The organism is Acinetobacter sp. 24-47-67 (assembly GCF_056779735.1).
The window spans coordinates 16408-32796 of the sequence record NZ_JBWYIK010000015.1 but is presented as its reverse complement, the minus strand read 5'-3'; the positions used below and the strand labels follow the sequence as shown (position 1 = coordinate 32796).

Annotated in this window: 17 protein-coding genes; 2 read left to right on the top strand and 15 right to left on the bottom strand. The window is 38.8% G+C overall.

Annotated elements, in window-relative coordinates; genetic code table 11:
* Positions 1-5 precede the first annotated feature (5 nt).
* From sugE to rpe, 3 genes are all read right to left on the bottom strand, one after another.
* A complete protein-coding gene (gene sugE / locus AC1M9K_RS13815) occupies positions 6-323 on the bottom strand; it encodes a quaternary ammonium compound efflux SMR transporter SugE (RefSeq protein ID WP_035268289.1) in 318 nt (105 codons plus the stop codon).
* Between the two features lie 53 nt (positions 324-376).
* On the bottom strand, positions 377-694 hold the full coding sequence (locus tag AC1M9K_RS13810; protein WP_092768625.1) for a DMT family transporter: 318 nt from the start codon (positions 692-694) through the stop codon (positions 377-379).
* A gap of 606 nt (positions 695-1300) precedes the next feature.
* Positions 1301-1987 carry a ribulose-phosphate 3-epimerase gene (gene rpe, locus AC1M9K_RS13805; protein WP_035268285.1) on the bottom strand — a complete coding sequence of 229 codons (687 nt, stop codon included), beginning with the start codon at positions 1985-1987 and terminating at the stop codon, positions 1301-1303.
* A gap of 227 nt (positions 1988-2214) precedes the next feature.
* On the opposite strand from rpe, the gene AC1M9K_RS13800 reads away from it, so the two are divergent.
* Positions 2215-2505 (top strand): DUF2218 domain-containing protein, encoded by a 291-nt coding sequence (locus tag AC1M9K_RS13800; RefSeq protein ID WP_481589575.1) that lies wholly within the window; start codon positions 2215-2217, stop codon positions 2503-2505.
* Positions 2506-2534: 29 nt separating this feature from the next.
* Here the strand turns inward: AC1M9K_RS13800 and AC1M9K_RS13795 are convergent, their stop codons facing one another.
* From AC1M9K_RS13795 to AC1M9K_RS13755, 9 genes are all read right to left on the bottom strand, one after another.
* Positions 2535-3560: a M48 family metallopeptidase gene (locus AC1M9K_RS13795; RefSeq protein ID WP_481589574.1), complete on the bottom strand. Its 1026-nt coding sequence runs from the start codon at positions 3558-3560 to the stop codon at positions 2535-2537.
* An 11-nt stretch (positions 3561-3571) separates the two neighbouring features.
* Entirely contained in the window at positions 3572-4582 is a 1011-nt protein-coding gene (locus AC1M9K_RS13790) for a YjgN family protein (protein WP_481589580.1), read from the bottom strand.
* 218 nt (positions 4583-4800) lie between these two features.
* Positions 4801-5637, bottom strand: coding sequence for an S-formylglutathione hydrolase (gene fghA / locus AC1M9K_RS13785; protein WP_481589573.1), 837 nt, complete (start codon positions 5635-5637; stop codon positions 4801-4803).
* 32 nt (positions 5638-5669) lie between these two features.
* Positions 5670-7094: a C13 family peptidase gene (locus tag AC1M9K_RS13780; protein ID WP_180028728.1), complete on the bottom strand. Its 1425-nt coding sequence runs from the start codon at positions 7092-7094 to the stop codon at positions 5670-5672.
* A gap of 119 nt (positions 7095-7213) precedes the next feature.
* Positions 7214-8032 carry a class I SAM-dependent methyltransferase gene (locus AC1M9K_RS13775; protein WP_092768607.1) on the bottom strand — a complete coding sequence of 273 codons (819 nt, stop codon included), beginning with the start codon at positions 8030-8032 and terminating at the stop codon, positions 7214-7216.
* Positions 8026-8850 (bottom strand): undecaprenyl-diphosphate phosphatase, encoded by an 825-nt coding sequence (locus AC1M9K_RS13770; protein ID WP_481589572.1) that lies wholly within the window; start codon positions 8848-8850, stop codon positions 8026-8028. The genes AC1M9K_RS13775 and AC1M9K_RS13770 overlap by 7 nt, the downstream gene beginning before the upstream one ends.
* A 12-nt stretch (positions 8851-8862) precedes the next feature.
* A complete protein-coding gene (gene tsaB, locus AC1M9K_RS13765) occupies positions 8863-9528 on the bottom strand; it encodes a tRNA (adenosine(37)-N6)-threonylcarbamoyltransferase complex dimerization subunit type 1 TsaB (RefSeq protein ID WP_481589571.1) in 666 nt (221 codons plus the stop codon).
* Positions 9529-9650: 122 nt separating this feature from the next.
* Positions 9651-10181, bottom strand: a complete 531-nt coding sequence (locus AC1M9K_RS13760; RefSeq protein ID WP_035268256.1) for a gamma carbonic anhydrase family protein — start codon at positions 10179-10181, stop codon at positions 9651-9653.
* A 27-nt stretch (positions 10182-10208) separates the two neighbouring features.
* Positions 10209-10823: a CoA pyrophosphatase gene (locus AC1M9K_RS13755; protein ID WP_035268255.1), complete on the bottom strand. Its 615-nt coding sequence runs from the start codon at positions 10821-10823 to the stop codon at positions 10209-10211.
* A gap of 130 nt (positions 10824-10953) precedes the next feature.
* On the opposite strand from AC1M9K_RS13755, the gene AC1M9K_RS13750 reads away from it, so the two are divergent.
* The gene (locus tag AC1M9K_RS13750) at positions 10954-11502 is read left to right on the top strand and encodes an NUDIX hydrolase (protein WP_035268253.1); all 549 of its coding nucleotides are present in this window, start codon (positions 10954-10956) and stop codon (positions 11500-11502) included.
* Positions 11503-11536: 34 nt separating this feature from the next.
* Here the strand turns inward: AC1M9K_RS13750 and filF are convergent, their stop codons facing one another.
* The 3 genes from filF to filD are packed head-to-tail and all read right to left on the bottom strand — an operon-like array spanning position 11537 to position 16380.
* Positions 11537-13444, bottom strand: coding sequence for a putative pilus system protein FilF (gene filF, locus AC1M9K_RS13745; RefSeq protein ID WP_481589570.1), 1908 nt, complete (start codon positions 13442-13444; stop codon positions 11537-11539).
* 12 nt (positions 13445-13456) lie between these two features.
* The gene (gene filE, locus AC1M9K_RS13740) at positions 13457-14713 is read right to left on the bottom strand and encodes a putative pilus assembly protein FilE (protein ID WP_481589569.1); all 1257 of its coding nucleotides are present in this window, start codon (positions 14711-14713) and stop codon (positions 13457-13459) included.
* Complete coding sequence (gene filD, locus AC1M9K_RS13735) at positions 14713-16380, bottom strand: putative pilus system OmpP1/FadL family transporter FilD (protein ID WP_180028732.1); 1668 nt, start codon at positions 16378-16380, stop codon at positions 14713-14715. Before filD ends, filE begins: the two co-directional genes overlap by 1 nt.
* Positions 16381-16389: the final 9 nt, after the last annotated feature.

Below are 16389 nucleotides of genomic sequence, written 5' to 3'. Positions count from 1 at the left end.
TCTAACTATGTTGATGATAACTTCATTAAGACCAAACCCGAAATAATCAATACTGCGGCGATCATTCTCATTGCATTTGCAGGTTCTCCAAGAATAAAAATCCCAACCATAAAAGAACCTACAGCGCCTATGCCTGTCCATACGGTATAAGCTGTCCCGAGTGGTAAAGTTTTCATCGCATGGGAAAGTAAAGCAAAACTTGCGATCATGAAAACGATCGTCAAAATACTGGGTGTCAATTTGGTAAAGCCATCTGAAACTTTCATAAAATAGGCCCAGACCACTTCCAACAACCCTGCAACAATCAAGACTAACCAAGCCAAAATAAACCCTCTCTCAATTTAAAAAGCAGCGTATGGATACGCTGCCTTAAATCTTACGCTGAAGCTAATTTCATCATGACTAAACCTGAAATAATCAGAATAGCCGCAATCATCCGCATTGCTGTCGCAGGCTCACCCAGAATAAAAATGCCGACTAAAAAAGACCCTACTGCACCAATCCCCGTCCAAATCGTATAGGCAGTTCCCAGAGGTAATGTTTTCATGGCATGTGCCAACAACCCAAAACTGAGAACCATAAAAAATAGAGTAATTGCAGTCGGTGTGAATTTAGTAAATCCTTCAGACATTTTCATACTATATGCCCAAACGATCTCAAATAAACCCGCGAGAATAAGAATAAACCAAGCCATGATGCCTGCTCCCAATTAAAATAATTTAAGAGTCAGGCCGTCCTGACGATTTTTCTCAGAGAAATGAGGGAGGTCGTTCCTCCAAATGATGGTTGAATTATATCAACACACGCACAAAATAGGCGCAATTTTACAATTTTTGACCCAAAATACACCTACAAAAAATAGGTCATTATCGGACTAGCTTTTCTAGATTATTTCTGCATTTTTAGGCTATTGCATTACAAAGACGATCGCTATTGGCAGATAGAAGACTAAATCCGCACTAAATTAAAACACTTTACTGCACTATAGAATCACTGGTCTGGGATGTTTAAATTGATTTTTTATCTCGCTCTTTTAAGACTTATTCACGAAGATAAGCCAAATAATGAGCAACGAAAATTTCTCCCCCAAACAATTCAACAGAAAGGATAAGAAGATCCATTTTTTGTAAAAAAGGACTCAAATGAGTCCTTTTTATACATTTATTGTCTAATAAACAAACCATTGAACTAAATATGATTATAATCTATTCAAATTATCCAGACTGTTATCAACACAGATATCCACCAAGTTATCCATAAACTTATCCACAGATGTGTGTAGTGTTATACATGTTTCGGATCAAACGTTAATTGAACCTACTTTCGCCAACTCTGCACGCATTTCATCAATTACAGCTTTATAATCTGGCTTTCCGAAAATGGCAGAACCAGCCACAAACATATCAGCACCAGCTTCAGCGATTTCACGAATATTTGCTGGACCAACACCACCATCAACTTCTAAGCGAATATCTTTACCAGATGCATCAATAATTTTGCGTGCTTCACGAAGCTTATCTAGTGTCTTTGGGATAAATTTTTGTCCACCGAAGCCAGGGTTGACGCTCATTAATAAGACTTGATCCACTTTATCCAGTACATAATCAAGGTAATGTAAAGGCGTTGCAGGGTTAAAAACTAAACCTGCTTTAGCACCACCAGCTTTAATCAGCTGCAATGAACGGTCGATATGGTCTGATGCTTCTGGATGAAAAGTGATGATATCTGCACCCGCTTCTAAGAAATCTCCGATCATACGATCGACTGGTTTCACCATAAGATGAACGTCAATTGGGGCCTGAATACCATATTTTTTAAGTGCCTTACATACACCAGCACCAAAAGTTAAATTTGGTACATAATGATTGTCCATTACATCGAAATGGACCACATCTGCACCTGCTTCAAGTACGTTTTCGACTTCTTCACCTAAGCGAGCGAAATCAGCAGATAAAATCGATGGAGCAATTAAGAATGGCTTGGACATGTCAGGACCTGGCGGGAAATTAGAATTCAAAAGATGATTATAGCAAAACTTCGTTTATTCATTCCTTCGAAATTACTGCTATTTAAATTTCAACTCAAAATGCAAATCGTTGATAAAAATCTTCAAGGACGGAATATGGCTTATGCAAAGCTATGTTGCATATTCGGAACAACCTTATGGTGAGATGAATGTTAAGATACAATAAATTTCAAGCATTAGGGTAAATAATGAAAACAACCACAACGATAGAAAGCTCCGAAGCATTACGTATCGCTAAACGATTAAGCAATCATTGGAAACATAAATTTGATGTCGCCAATAGCGATGACCAATATCAAATTTTTATGCCAAAAGTGACAGTTGAATTATCAATACAACCTGATCAACTTCATGTCAGTATTGTGAATAAAGAAGAAATATCTTTAGAAGAATTAATACGACTAGAAAATGTCGTGCTTGATCATATCAATCGCATGGTTCAAGCTGACTATCAAGTTATATGGTCTAGAGAAAGTTAAAGAAAAACCGACATAAAGTCGGCTTTTCATTATTGTTGCTGTTTAAATTCAGTAACACGGCGAATTCGTTCTTCAGTGGCAGGATGACTTGCAAAGAGATCAAGAATTTTTGATTGATCTTCGTCTTCTCCCATATCATCACTCATACGTTTTAAAAAGTTTGCAAAATGCACTGTATCCATTTCATGTTTATGCATGAGTTCTAGCGCATACTGATCTGATTCTAACTCAAACTTCCGTGAATACCCTGCACCAATCATGGCAACTGGCAAAGTCGCAATTAAATCCGATCCATCACCAGTGATGGCAATATAAAGTACGCTGAATCCTAGGCTCGAAAGACCTTGTTGTAAGCTATGACGTTTTAATAAATGTGCTTGTTCATGTGCCAAAACGCCGATAATTTCCTGATCATTCTTGGCGAGCTTCACTAATTCATCGGTGAGATAAATTGTATTGTTTGGCAATGCGAGCGCATTGGCTCCAAGCGAGGCACCTTCCCTAAATTTCAACTGAGCGGGATGACCATCAGCAACATATTTCAGATAATCCGCGAGAATCCGATCCTGTCTTTGCTGTGATAACTGAGAAGGTTTAGTGTATTCGGCTAAATAAACTTCTGCCTGACCACCCAAACGATTCAGCGTATTTTCTGGCAGCTGGAAAGCAACAATGTGCGATGCTGTCGGTATTCCCCATTTAATGACGGAGAAACCAAGTGCGACCACGAAAATAACACTAAAAATAATCAACGATGGTGTACGTTCAAGTTTCCATACTTTTTGATGAAAATTTTTATGCTCAACAGGCAACCATTCAGGAAGCTGACGCTCATGAAATTCAATTCTAGCGTCATGTGTTAACTCAATTGCTGGATTACGTCGACCAATTTTACCAAGCAATACCATTTCATCTGCATGATAGTAGACTGTTTTCACTTCGCCTTGTTCTGTATAACTGACAGCGATACTGTCTTGATTAACAGGGCGAATCTGTGCTGTAAAAGGCTTAGAAAGAACACCATCATAATATGTCACTGTGAGAGGTTGATTCATTGAATTAACTCCTAAAGTGAAATATCAATATCAAAAATATCACTAATTTCTTCCGCGATCGCACTATGATCACTTTGCGCAATATTCATCATCAGGTTTGGATCATCATTTAATTCTAAGCTCATCGATTCAACTTGGTATCGATAAATGCGAATAGCAGCCCATGCTGACAATAATCCTAAACTTAAGATTCTAGCGATCCAATTACTCGCAACAATCCATGCATAGCGCCATTGATTACAACGGGTCTTAAACTGACTGCTGTTGAGTGTTGTGCTATTCCACGTAGTAATAAAAATTCGTGCCTGTATTAACGGACCAATAAACAACATTCCAATCGCATAAACGGCAAAGATCATCATCAGCATCATATCCATTCCATGACCACTGAGTACTGATAATGTCGAACCGCCAAATCCGATGAGCATAAGAATCAATACAAAGAGAATCATGGGAACATATACTGCCCGCATATAACTGGGCCAGTCATTGTTTAATTGAAATTTGAGTTGTCCAACATATAAATGATTAAGCGTGTATTTTTTATAGATCCAAATTGCGACAGGGCTAAATATACCTAATGTGAAAATGGTGATAGCAAGCGCAAGTAAAAATTGTTTATAGGCTTCTTTATTCGTGCCGGAAAAATAAAAACGACTGTTCCCAAATTTACTGTTGCGCGCATTAAATCGAATTGTGGCACGAACTAACCATGGAAGAGCAATATAAATAATCAGTCCACCAAATGCTGCTATCGTCATATCCATATATGAGGCAATCGCAAATATTGCCCAAATACCAATGGCTATCAGTCGACCAATCAAAATTTTAGTCGGTAAACCAGTAAAATCAAAAAAGCGATGAAAAAATTCGGTATTGTTATAAAAATATCTTAAACGACGTACTTTCGCCCATGGCGCATATAGGCTCAATGTCGCAATCGTCAATAAAATATTGACGATCCATATGCCAAAGTACTCCATCGCATTGCCATGAAATTTAAATTTAAATACTTTCCCCATATAAATCGGTCGATTTTCATCTGCATCAGATAATGGAAATGGATCGTTGATGAATGGTAAGGGTGCTTGTTCAGCGGAGTGTTCTGATGAATTCATTATTATTTTCTCTGATTATAAAAAATGACATCCCGAGAGATGTCATCATTCAACAGGTTTAAATGTGATATCGCACACATTATAACGAACTTAAGTATGAATATCTTAAAATTCAAATGAGATTAATTTTGCAATTGTAAAGCATGGAATTGCAGATGATCATCAATAAAACTTTGGATAAAGAAGTATCCATGATCATAACCCTCATGCTCCCGCAATGTGAGCTTTTGACCTACGGTTTTACATGATTCAGCAAATAGTGCTGGATGAAGTTGAGCATAAAACTGATCTGCAACCCCCTGATCAATTAAAACTTCGTGATATAGAGCACCCTTTGCTTTCACGAGTTCATTCGCATCATGTGCTTTCCATAACTCACGTTCTTCTCCGAGGTAAGCTGAAAATGCCTTTTCACCCCATGGACAAATTGAGGGCGCACAAATCGGTGCAAATGCTGAGACTGACTTAAATAAGTCTGGATACTTCCAAGCAAGCGTGAGTGCACCGTGTCCTCCCATGCTGTGACCAAAAATACCAATCCCCTCATCCTGTACAGGAAACGATGTAAGAACTAGAGAATACAGCTCCTGTAAAAGATACGACTCCATCTGATAATGCTCAGCCCAAGGTGCTTGAGTTGCGTTTAAATAGAATCCAGCCCCTTGCCCTATATCCCAAGAATCCCCGACCGCCACGTCGTCACCACGAGGTGATGTATCTGGAGCAATCAAGATAATTCCCAATTGTGCAGCTAAACGTTGTGCGTGTGCTTTGATGACAAAAGTTTCTTCAGTACAAGTCAAACCTGCAAGATAGTACAACGCAATACATTTTTGACCTTCGAGTGCCTGTGAAGGTAAAAATACAGAAAATTTAGTGGGATTTTTCAAAAACTTTGAATTGATCTGATAAACTCTTTGTTCACCATCAAAACATTTATTCTTTTGAACCAATTCCATTGCACTGCCTCACACATTTAATTTTTAAAACATCATCGCATATTCGTAAACTGAGCACTATCACTCTGGTGTTCACTACTTACGGTTGATAATCCAACCTGAGGAAATAATCTCTTTTCAAGTTGCGGCAACATAATTTCCATATTCTTACCAATGACCCATTGTGGCTCTGATGGCATAAACCCTTGTGCATTTTCCCAATGTGCAATATTAACTGATGCATCTTCAAAGGCTTCACGTAAACTATTTTTTTCACGCATCGCTAAATCAAAGAAAGCACGTCCAAAATAAGTCGAGTCTGCATCATTTGAACAACCAAAAGACTCTCGATCTGCTGCAGCTGCAGTAATGACTAATGTATCTGGTGATTGCAACGCTGGAATAAAACTACCAGAGAAACATGATGAAATCACAATGACTCTCCATCTGATCCCTGATTTATCAAGCGTTTGGCGCAACCATTTTGGATCTATGTCTTCCAAATCAATTGGCGTATTTTCCATTTGAAATTGGTTACTCAATCCATGGGAAGTCATATAAAGAAACAGGACATCACTTTCACGATTCATCTGAGCGCCAATACGTTGCAATGCCAAATCAATACTGGTCTTTGACGCAATTGGATATTCTTCGCGAGTCGCAGGATTATTAATTAACGCAATTGAACGACCAAAGGTTCCGAAACGCGTATCAAATTGATCTTTAAATCTTTGAATTTCCAATTTGAATACATCTTGATAACTTGCACCAGCTACGCCCATAAAATACCAATGCGAGTTCGCAAACTCTCCAAATTGGATCTGTTCAAGCGCCTGATTTAATAATCTGCTTTGCGCGTAAAATGATTGTTCTGAAATACTTGGAGGCGCCTCATCTACCTTCCAAATTGGTTGACTTTGTGACGAAATCTGCCACACAAAAAGTGTAAAAAACGTGGCGATCATGATGAGCAGTCGCTCCCACCAAGGCCATTTTAATTCACGCGAAAAAACCCAAACAACAGCTAAACTTTGCCAAACAAACAATAAAGAAAATATGTGCTGCAAATGATCAACAAGGAAATTAGGTTGATAGTCAAAGTTATTAAAATAATATTGGATAAGACACTGAATCAAAACAATATGTGTGTCTAGTACTAACCAAAGTAATGCTGGCACCAACATCAAACGTGGATTATTAGTACGCTGTGAAAGGAAAATCCCAACAATTAAAGCAATAAATGGCCAGAGCGCATAACTTACTAATCCTTGAGAATTAAATTCTCCAGCACCATTCGATAACAACCAGCTAAATAAAGAGCTCGCTGAACCTCCAAGAATTCCCCAAAAAATAAGTTGAAGAATTGATGGCCTTACAATCTGAAGTGATTTCCTTGAACCTAAAAATAACCAAATCCCTGCAAGCTGGTTACTTTTTAAATCATGCCAAAAGTTAATTGAAGGTTTAAGGTCTATCATAAGATTACTGTGTAGGTGCTTGGATCAGCTTTTTTTAAGTTTATGCTCGGTTAAATAATTATCAATGCTACTTTTAACTATATAACAATTTTTCGATTATTTTTGAGTCATTTACCAAACTACTCAGAAACAATCGTTTGAAAATAGGCATCAAATCGACATGCATCACCTAACCATTGATGATCAGGTTTTTGTGCATTGAGATAAATAGCATGCCTTGGTCGCTTTACAATAACTCGCTTAGCAACGCTTTGAGCCAATGCCAACAATTCATCACCTAAATCCATCTCTCCATCTTCTGGTAACAGAAGATGTAACAGCTGCATTTGTTTTTTAACTTGCGCTTGTTTTTTAATGGCATTTTGATTTTGATCGCGCTGTGGAAACATTGGATCTAAATATACTACATCGGCATCGACGTGTTGGTTTGCACATTGCTTAAGATAATCAGCGGAATCTGAAAAAACCAGCTGAATACGCGCAACAATACTCTTTAAAAATGGGTCAAGACTCGCTTGTTGATGAGTAGATTCTAACAAAGTATATAAAATTGGATGTCGTTCAACTAATGTGACATTTGCCCCTAAATGTGCCATCAGTAAACTGTCATGCCCAAGCCCTGCGGTGGCATCAATGAGCTGGGGTTTTTCAGATAACTGGCATGCCCTCGCAATCATTTCAGATTTCAAGCTAGCACGTTTTAAGCGACCGACTTCGGCTTTCCAATCAGGTTGCATACGCATGCCCTGTGCGCACAGCCACAACCCATCTTGATCAACACAAAGCGCAAGTTCAGGATGATGTCTGAAAAATCGAGCATTCAATTTTTCAACCTCTTCGATTGTTGACTGCACCCCACGAGAAGAAAGCACAGCATTAAAATGCTGTGCTTTCTCAAGAAAATCTCGTTCAGCAAATAAGCGTATTTCGCTTACCATAATTTCCAACCTGTAAATGCAAAGAGAAGGATCACTAAACCTGAAGCAATTCGATACCAAGCAAAAATCATAAAATCACGTTTTGCGACATAGGCAACCAAAGCTCGAATGAGTAATAAAGCTGAGACAAATGAAACAATCAACCCAGTTGTCAACACTGCCCAATCTTCAGTAGTCTGGAACACATCATAGCTTTGATATAAATCTAATAATCCAGCACCAATAATGACTGGAATTCCAAGAAAGAATGAAAATTCGGTCGCTGCTTTGCGGGAAACGCCTAAAAACATTGCCCCGATGATCGTAGCACCAGAACGTGACGTACCTGGGATCAAAGAGAGCACTTGAATTAAACCAATCCAAATTGCATCTTTATAACTGAGCTCTTCAACTTCTTTGACACGTATTCTTGGGGGATTTTTTTCTACCCAAATGATAATTAAACCACCCACAATCAGGCCAATTGCAATCGCGTAGTTATTAAATAATAGCTCTTTTACTGTTTGCCCAAAGGTCAAACCTATTGTAACAATTGGGATTGAAGCCAAGATTAAACCAAATCCGAGTCTTCTACCTTGTGCTTCGCCAGTGACCATACCCGTTGCAGCACCCCATAAGCGCGACCAATATTCATAAATAACCGCTGCGATTGCCCCCATTTGAATGGCAATCACAAAGACATCACTTTTTTCCTTGGTCCAGAAATTCATGAGTTCAGCGGCTAAAATTAAATGGCCTGTACTAGAAATGGGTAAAAACTCAGTAATACCTTCAACGATACCCATAATTGCCGCTTTAAGCAGCAGTAAAAGATCCATAGAAATTCCTAATTATGCTTTGCCTTGTTCTGGAATTTTTTTCCACGCATTGTCACGTAAATAAACGGGTAGTGCGAGATCGGCACTGAGCCATTGTTCTTTTAAAGCATGTTCACGTGCAATCGTCGCTATATCCTCAGCAGTTGCTTGGACATGTGAATAATCATTTAATTCGGGATGAATACATTTTGTTCCTGAACCAATCATTTGAAACTTTTGATAGGCTGCAGCATTTTCATAATTTAATAATTGCTCTACATCCACCAACTGCATTAAACCTTGAGCATTTAACTGAAAACTTGCAATGTAGACCTCACTCATTCTTGCATCAAGTACAGCCGTAACTTCTGTCAGTTGATACATTCGATAAGCAGCCTGTGCCAGAGCTTGAAGGGATGAAACAGGAATCACAGGCACGTCATGTGACCATGCAAGCGCCTGAGTGACCGCTGCATTAATACGCACACCGCTGAATGAGCCAGGACCACGACTAAAAGCGATCGCATCCAAATCTGAAACGTGTACTTCAGCTTGCTGAAAAGCTGCTTCAATCATTGGGAGGATAGATTGGGTCTGCGCTTTTGCACGATCATCTAGTTGATAAAAAAGTACTTGATTCTCATCAATTAACGAAACTGAGCACTGCTCATTGGCAGTTTCTAATGCAAGCAATTTCATGCATGCCCCTATAAATCGTTAAAAATGGTGCTAATCATACTCCACTCGAATTATTCCTGCGAGAGCAGATCTGTTCAGATTTAGTGATTATTGAACGCTGGTATCAATCTCAACACTTATATTTAAAATTCAAATTTTTCAAGCTGAGTGAAATTTTTGAAATGATGCGCATAATGCATCGCACTCATTTTGAGTTTAGCTTCTGCAAACTCATCTAATGTTTTAATTACTTTGCCAGGAGAGCCCATCACCAATGAATTATCTGGGATGATTTTACCTTCTGGAATCAACGCATTCGCGCCAATAATGCAATTTTTACCGATTACAGCATTATTTAATATGACGGCGTTGATACCAATCAAACTATTATCTCCAATCGTACAACCATGTAACATTGCTTGATGACCAATGGTGACATATTGCCCAACATTCAATTCAATGCCCGGATCAGTGTGTAAGACGGCATTTTCTTGAATATTACTGAAATCACCAATACGAATTTTGCAGTTATCCCCGCGTATTACCGCACCAAACCAAACACTCACCTCTTGTCCAAGTTCAACATCGCCAATCACAGTGGCATTTTCTGCAATCCATCCATTCCATGGTTGAATCGTCGTTGAAGGGGTTTTGTCTTGAAATTTGTACATCATATGCAGCAATCCTATGCATTTAATAGTTTAATGTTGTTTGAAAATTGAAGATTTAAAACTTGGGGAATTGAGCAAAAAGGGCCAGTTTTTTTTATAATTTAAGCCATACTGAAACAACGAAATCAGGATCCTTGCTGTAAGACCCCATATCACCTCATTCTCAACTCTTAAACTTGGAAAATAGATTGATTGCTTAGCCAATCGAACTTCATAAGGTGTTGGGCGAGCATCCATCATTTCGCGGATTGAAGCAAAAAAAATACGATCGATTTCTGTAGGTTGTGGGACAAGCTTCACATTAGGCGGTATCAATCCAACCACAGGTTTTACTAAAACACCCGCTTTCGAGCGCTCTGAAGGCAGATCACCTAGCAACTTTACATCGAACGGATTCAAAGCCGTTTCTTCCCACGCTTCTCGGAGTGCAACAACAATATTACTGGTGTCGTTCGGATCTCTTTTTCCTCCTGGGAATGACACTTCACCCGCATGATTATTCATATAAATAGAGCGACGCGTCAGCAGAATTTTAGGATCATCTTCATTGGTGATTGCAAGTAATACTGCAGCATCAGCTTTTTGAATGCGTTTAGAAAACCTAAGGTGTTGTTGCAGTTGCAATGTTAATGAATGATCCATCATCTTGAATAGCTCGATCTCTCTTTTTTATTCTCATCCCATCATATATGAAATTTTGTGCATAAGGCTATAAATGATGCGAAAGTTATTTTTTTGGGGTATGCTGAATCATCTCATTTTTACTTGACAGCATATGCCTTTTTGCACGGCCTGTGGGCAACCGACGACCGAACAGATTCCTTTAGGTGATCATAAAGTACGCCAAGTCTGTACGCATTGTAAGACCATTCACTATGTGAATCCGAAGGTCATTTGTGGAGCCTTAGCGATTTGGGAAGATAAAGTACTCTTATGTCGTAGAGCGATTGAACCGCGCTATGGTCTTTGGACGCTACCAGCAGGATATATGGAACTCTTCGAGACAATGGAGCAAGGTGCAGCTCGTGAAACTCGTGAAGAAGCTGAAGCTGAAGTGGAAATTGAGCAATTGTACTGTATGTACAATATCCCTCGTATTGGTCAAATTTACGTATTATTTAAATCTCACCTTGTTGAAGGTAAATTTGGAGCTGGTGAAGAAACCATCGAAAGTCGTTTATTTGAAGAACACGAGATTCCATGGGATAGTTTAGCTTTCCCAAGTGTTGAACGAACGCTTCGTCATTATTTTGAAGACCGAAAATCGAATCATTTTCCTACACACTTAGAGACCTTAGGTACTCGACTTGATCAAACAGGTTAAAAAAACTCCATCTCATAAGATGGAGTTTTTTTGGTTAAGCTTTTCGACCTATTTGATAACAAGGTGTTAAAGCAATTTCAATTGTTCCTGTTCTAAGCTTTGCTAGATTAAGTTGTTCAGTCGTTGGTTTATTCTCTGGAATCGAATTGTACGTGTGTTGGTATGTCGCATGCGTATTCACCCATTCAGCTGCGGCTGTAGAGCCCTTAGTATCCCAACTCGTGATATTAATACCCGCTCTTATGTCATTATTTACGATTAAGTTTTGTAAATTTAAACGTACACCTCCAGATGACACAAGTTCACTATTAGAATCGACTCCAAAGTCTGGTCTGTTATTTAGTCCAGCTCTGACCCCATTTAGGTTCCCAAAAATTGGATTCGCTAGAATCATACGTATTGTCAGAGATTTATCATTTGCAGTTGAATATGTTGTGCCTGTCGTACCAATAATGAATTGTTGAACATCCAATTCATCGGTCATGGTTGAAGTATTCTTAATGCTTGGACAAGTGGTAGATTTTAAACTCGATGCAGTACGATTGGTTCGTATATCTCCATTTTCATCAATGACAATACTCACTGTTTGTGATGGAATCGTTTTATCATTAAAGTTAAACACTAAATCTGCGTATAATGGGAAAATAATTTGATCCCCAGCTTCAACATTTTTACGTGTTTTGAACACTTTACGATCTAAATAGCTCACTGGACTGTATTTTAGAATATCAAGCTTACCTGTATAGCGCTCAGAATTGACATCTTGACGCCACTCCCCATATACCTCAGTGCTTGTAGGTGTATCCTTGCTGCCTAAGAATCCTTGATAAGCATACTGATTACCAGGAATAATGGATTGACCAAACAGAGTTCCTTTATAGATTTCTAATTTGTCATTTGAAGATTCAATACTTTTAAAAACTAAAGGTTTTTGTATTTTTTGTGAGATATTATTCAACCAATCTTTTGAATTAGAAACGACATCTAATTTTTCAGGTGGTACTTGATTGATTAATAATACTCGTGCTAACTCTTCTGAAGTATTACTACCCGTAACAATTGGTTTCCCTCTCCACTGTGAGAGATAACCACTCGCATAACCTTCGCGCGTAGTAATTACGCTCATATCAGCAATTGCTTGATTATTGTTTAGGCTTGAGCCGTGAAACCCTGCGAAATTAGTATTTTGTCCAATAAAGAGTAAGTGATTGGCCTGATAAATACCCACACTTCTCATTCTGATGATCTGTTGTGCTACTTTTTCCGCATCATCAATTGATACCTTATCGACATCTAACCATGGTTTCAGGATCTGAACATAACTGCCATTGTTGAACTCATTGGCCGTTATATTTTGGCTGATCACTTGAAGACCATCCAAATTGTCTTTTGACAGCACAACTTGCTGTATATCACCAGGTACATTACTGATTTGATCTACACCTAATGTTTGCAAAATTCGTATAATTCCGACCATTGCGTTATAGGTAGGATCGGACATATTAAAATTTTCAATTGGCTTACCAGTTAGCCCTTGAGCCATATCTTGTACACCAATCTGAATATAAACATCGCTCATTTTCTTAGGCACAATTGAACCTAGATCGACCGTCCCTAACTCAATTTTTCGAGCACTGGCTTCACCCTGAATATAAAATGTAACTTTGTCTCCCACTTGGCATGAACCAGTTGCAACATTAGGATCGAGTTCAGTTCGATAGTGATTCAGTTTGTCAGTACTACAATCGAACTTTAGTCCCTCTACAGGATAGTCCAAGACAAATCCAAGACAATTAGCATCATTTGAGGTTAAACAACCATTAGAGGTTGTAACGGAACCACGGTTAGGATCTTCATTTATTTTAGCACTCTCTCCACCACATCCAGTCAGTGCTAAAAAAAGCGTGGAAAACGTGAATGGGATAATATTAGACTTTTTCATTCTAGTTCTCTTTTATTTGATGGCCTTAAGCTTTAGCTGACCAGTATTCACGAGTTTTTGATTTTGAATATCAATTGATTCGACTAAAGGGGTGAGTAATAAATATCGTGTTTGAGGTGGTTTTTTTAATATACCTTCGAGTGCAGAGTATGTCGTGACGTTGGCTTGAGTATCTGTACTTTTAAAACCAGTCGCTCCCTCTAAAATGCAACCTTGCTGATCCAAAAATACTGCAATCGGCCAATAAAAAGTTGGGTTATTTTGAGATGAAGCAAATGATTGAATTTGAATCTGATCAATTGATTCATCTAACTCCACCACCTCGTAAGCAAAACGTTCTTTCAATGGCGCAACTGGCCATAAACCAATTTCACCTTGAGCACCCTTCAAACGCTTAGCTTTCTGAATTTTTTTATCTTGAAAACATGTATGTTCCAAAGATTCTGCAAGATCTTTTGCTTCAATACGCATGTACGTACTCGATAAAGCCATTGCTTCTTTCGCTGTAGGCTCTGTCGGCTGTAGGAACTGAGATAAAACGGCTTTGGTAATCCCTTTTTGTCGCTCAATTGTTTCAAAACGAGCTGCACCTACACCCTGCGTATCAGGAACTACATAAAACCGTTTTCTTCCTTCCAGATTAAACTCACGATCCTCAAGATATTCATGATCAATGTATTCAACACCATCAATTACAGTTACAGGACTTCCTGTTTCAGCTTTCAGTGAACCACCTGCGTTTTTGCTATCTGAAATCTGCTCAACACGTTGAACGCTTTCTTTAGAATTTTGATCGTGTGTAGATTTATTTTTTGTTAATGACTGCTCATGTTTTGTATTGACTTTAGTCTGTGCAAGATCAATTTTCGTCATTTGATCTTGAGTCTTTTTTTCAACATTCACTGTTGATTGTTCATCATTGTCATTTTGACTGCGCCCAACTGATTTGCTCGCTGTAGGAGCTTTAATACTCGACTGAGCAATTTCAACATGTATTTTTTTAGGCTCATCTGCTGGTTTTTTTTGAATGATTTTTGGCTGAATATTTTCTCTTTGAACTGATTTTTGATTTTTAATAGATTCGTTTTTTTGAGCACTAGATGCAGCTCTTTCGATGACAATCGGTCTGCCATCTGGACCTATAATTGTGTAAAAGTCTTGGGCATACAATGTAGGACTTACTAAAAAAGAACCTGTACATATAACACAACCGAGAGACTGGCTCACTCTTGTTTTTATTTGTTTAAATTGCTCAAGATTTAAGTCCATTACCATCTCGTTCTATAATTAATACCTAAAATCGTAACTTTGGTATTTGTCGATACATTTAAGCCTGCATATGGATTAAGTAATAAATTATCCACGGCGTCTAGATTGGCTAGGCTACTTGATCCCGCTGGAATTCTATCGCGGCTACGCAGGAACCCGACTGATAAATCAATATCTGTATCTTCATCAAAACGGTAACCAATACCCAATCCAAACAATTGTGCATTATTGATCGGTACCATTGTATTCCGCTTTCCATCTGGGATCGCACTTGTTCTAGGTTCATAACCAGCACGGAATTTCAAACGGTCATTGGCAGAATATTCAACGCCAACGCCCCAACTCCATGGAGATTGAAAACCTAGAGGCAGAGATAAAGATGAGTCTGTTACATCATTAGATAACAGTTTTGCAATTTTCAGAGCAGAAATTTGACGATCGAACTCAAATTTAAACTTATCCCAAGCCGCATAGTCAGTCCATCCCACATCGAAATTTACCTGTAAGTCCGGGAATACTTTGTACTTAATCCCCGCTTGGAAATGTGCTGGATATTCTAAATCCATAGACATTAGACCAGTTTCAATCGCAGGTACATAGTTTGGAAAACCAAGTATGGTTGCCAAAACTTGCCCCGTAGGTGAGGAGTTTAGTCCTTTGATTAATTCTCGGGATGCGTTTCCATTTTCTACAATATATTTACCCTTCAAGCGCATTTTAGCACCGCTTTGGTAAACCAGCCCCAAACCAAACTCTTCAGTGGGTTCCCACAAGACACCTAAGTTGTAGCTTGGTGATAAACTCTGCTCCAGTTCAACATTGATTTTCCCGAAAGTTGAAAATGGATTCATGCCCTCATTGGTATTACATAAGCCGAATAACAAAATATTCGTGACAATATTGTCATTCCCTCCACGGAAAGGGGCACAGACAGACTCATCCACCATCCGAAGAAGACCAATCATTTCATTTGGAAAACGTAAATCTGTTTTCATGGCAATGGCTTGATAAGACATGCCCACTGAAGCACCAATTGAAAGTTCATCATTTACTTGATAAGCAATCGATGGCGATAAATATGTAATACGCTCCATGGCAACTTGCTGCCCCATGAAGTTACCCGGATTACCATCTTCTGCACCGAAACCTGCAACCAGAGGTGCATAAACTGCAGTAGCGAAAGTAAACTTAGATCCTGGTGGATTGTAGGAGATCCCTCCAGTTGGAGCTGCTACTGGCCATCCTTCTCCTAAATCCACCATTTTTTTCAATACAGGAATATATAAGGATGCGTACTCGACATCACCTCTCACAGAATCCTTAAAATCAGTACAGAGGTTTGATGGATTATCAAGCGCATCATTACAGATTAATGGATCATCAGAATATCCAAAGACGTCATAACCTGATGGCGCGGAAAATTCACGCTGAATATCAAAATTAGCAACTAAGCCTTGAACGTCGGTTTGTAACCCTTTGAGTTTGGTTAAACCCGCAGGGTTAAAGTGAATTGCACTAATCCCGGGTGGATCTGCAGTGACAGCATTACCCATTGATAATGAGCGTACATCTACAGATAAATTCTGCCCAAGGTGTGCAAAGACTTGCGTACTACATCCACTCAGAACAATTGCTGTAACTAAAGGATGCAAACGGAATTGACTCATTTCCGAACT

Bases quoted from the DNA above. Each gene is read 5' to 3' on its own strand.
- AC1M9K_RS13810 (WP_092768625.1), bottom strand. From the start codon at position 694: ATGGCTTGGTTTATTCTTATTCTCGCGGGTTTATTTGAGATCGTTTGG.
- rpe (WP_035268285.1), bottom strand. From the start codon at position 1,987: ATGTCCAAGCCATTCTTAATTGCTCCATCGATTTTATCTGCTGATTTC.
- AC1M9K_RS13800 (WP_481589575.1), top strand. From the start codon at position 2,215: ATGAAAACAACCACAACGATAGAAAGCTCCGAAGCATTACGTATCGCT.
- AC1M9K_RS13795 (WP_481589574.1), bottom strand. From the start codon at position 3,560: ATGAATCAACCTCTCACAGTGACATATTATGATGGTGTTCTTTCTAAG.
- AC1M9K_RS13790 (WP_481589580.1), bottom strand. From the start codon at position 4,582: ATGGGGAAAGTATTTAAATTTAAATTTCATGGCAATGCGATGGAGTAC.
- fghA (WP_481589573.1), bottom strand. From the start codon at position 5,637: ATGGAATTGGTTCAAAAGAATAAATGTTTTGATGGTGAACAAAGAGTT.
- AC1M9K_RS13780 (WP_180028728.1), bottom strand. From the start codon at position 7,094: ATGATAGACCTTAAACCTTCAATTAACTTTTGGCATGATTTAAAAAGT.
- AC1M9K_RS13775 (WP_092768607.1), bottom strand. From the start codon at position 8,032: ATGGTAAGCGAAATACGCTTATTTGCTGAACGAGATTTTCTTGAGAAA.
- AC1M9K_RS13770 (WP_481589572.1), bottom strand. From the start codon at position 8,850: ATGGATCTTTTACTGCTGCTTAAAGCGGCAATTATGGGTATCGTTGAA.
- tsaB (WP_481589571.1), bottom strand. From the start codon at position 9,528: ATGAAATTGCTTGCATTAGAAACTGCCAATGAGCAGTGCTCAGTTTCG.
- AC1M9K_RS13760 (WP_035268256.1), bottom strand. From the start codon at position 10,181: ATGATGTACAAATTTCAAGACAAAACCCCTTCAACGACGATTCAACCA.
- AC1M9K_RS13755 (WP_035268255.1), bottom strand. From the start codon at position 10,823: ATGATGGATCATTCATTAACATTGCAACTGCAACAACACCTTAGGTTT.
- AC1M9K_RS13750 (WP_035268253.1), top strand. From the start codon at position 10,954: ATGCCTTTTTGCACGGCCTGTGGGCAACCGACGACCGAACAGATTCCT.
- filF (WP_481589570.1), bottom strand. From the start codon at position 13,444: ATGAAAAAGTCTAATATTATCCCATTCACGTTTTCCACGCTTTTTTTA.
- filE (WP_481589569.1), bottom strand. From the start codon at position 14,713: ATGGACTTAAATCTTGAGCAATTTAAACAAATAAAAACAAGAGTGAGC.
- filD (WP_180028732.1), bottom strand. From the start codon at position 16,380: ATGAGTCAATTCCGTTTGCATCCTTTAGTTACAGCAATTGTTCTGAGT.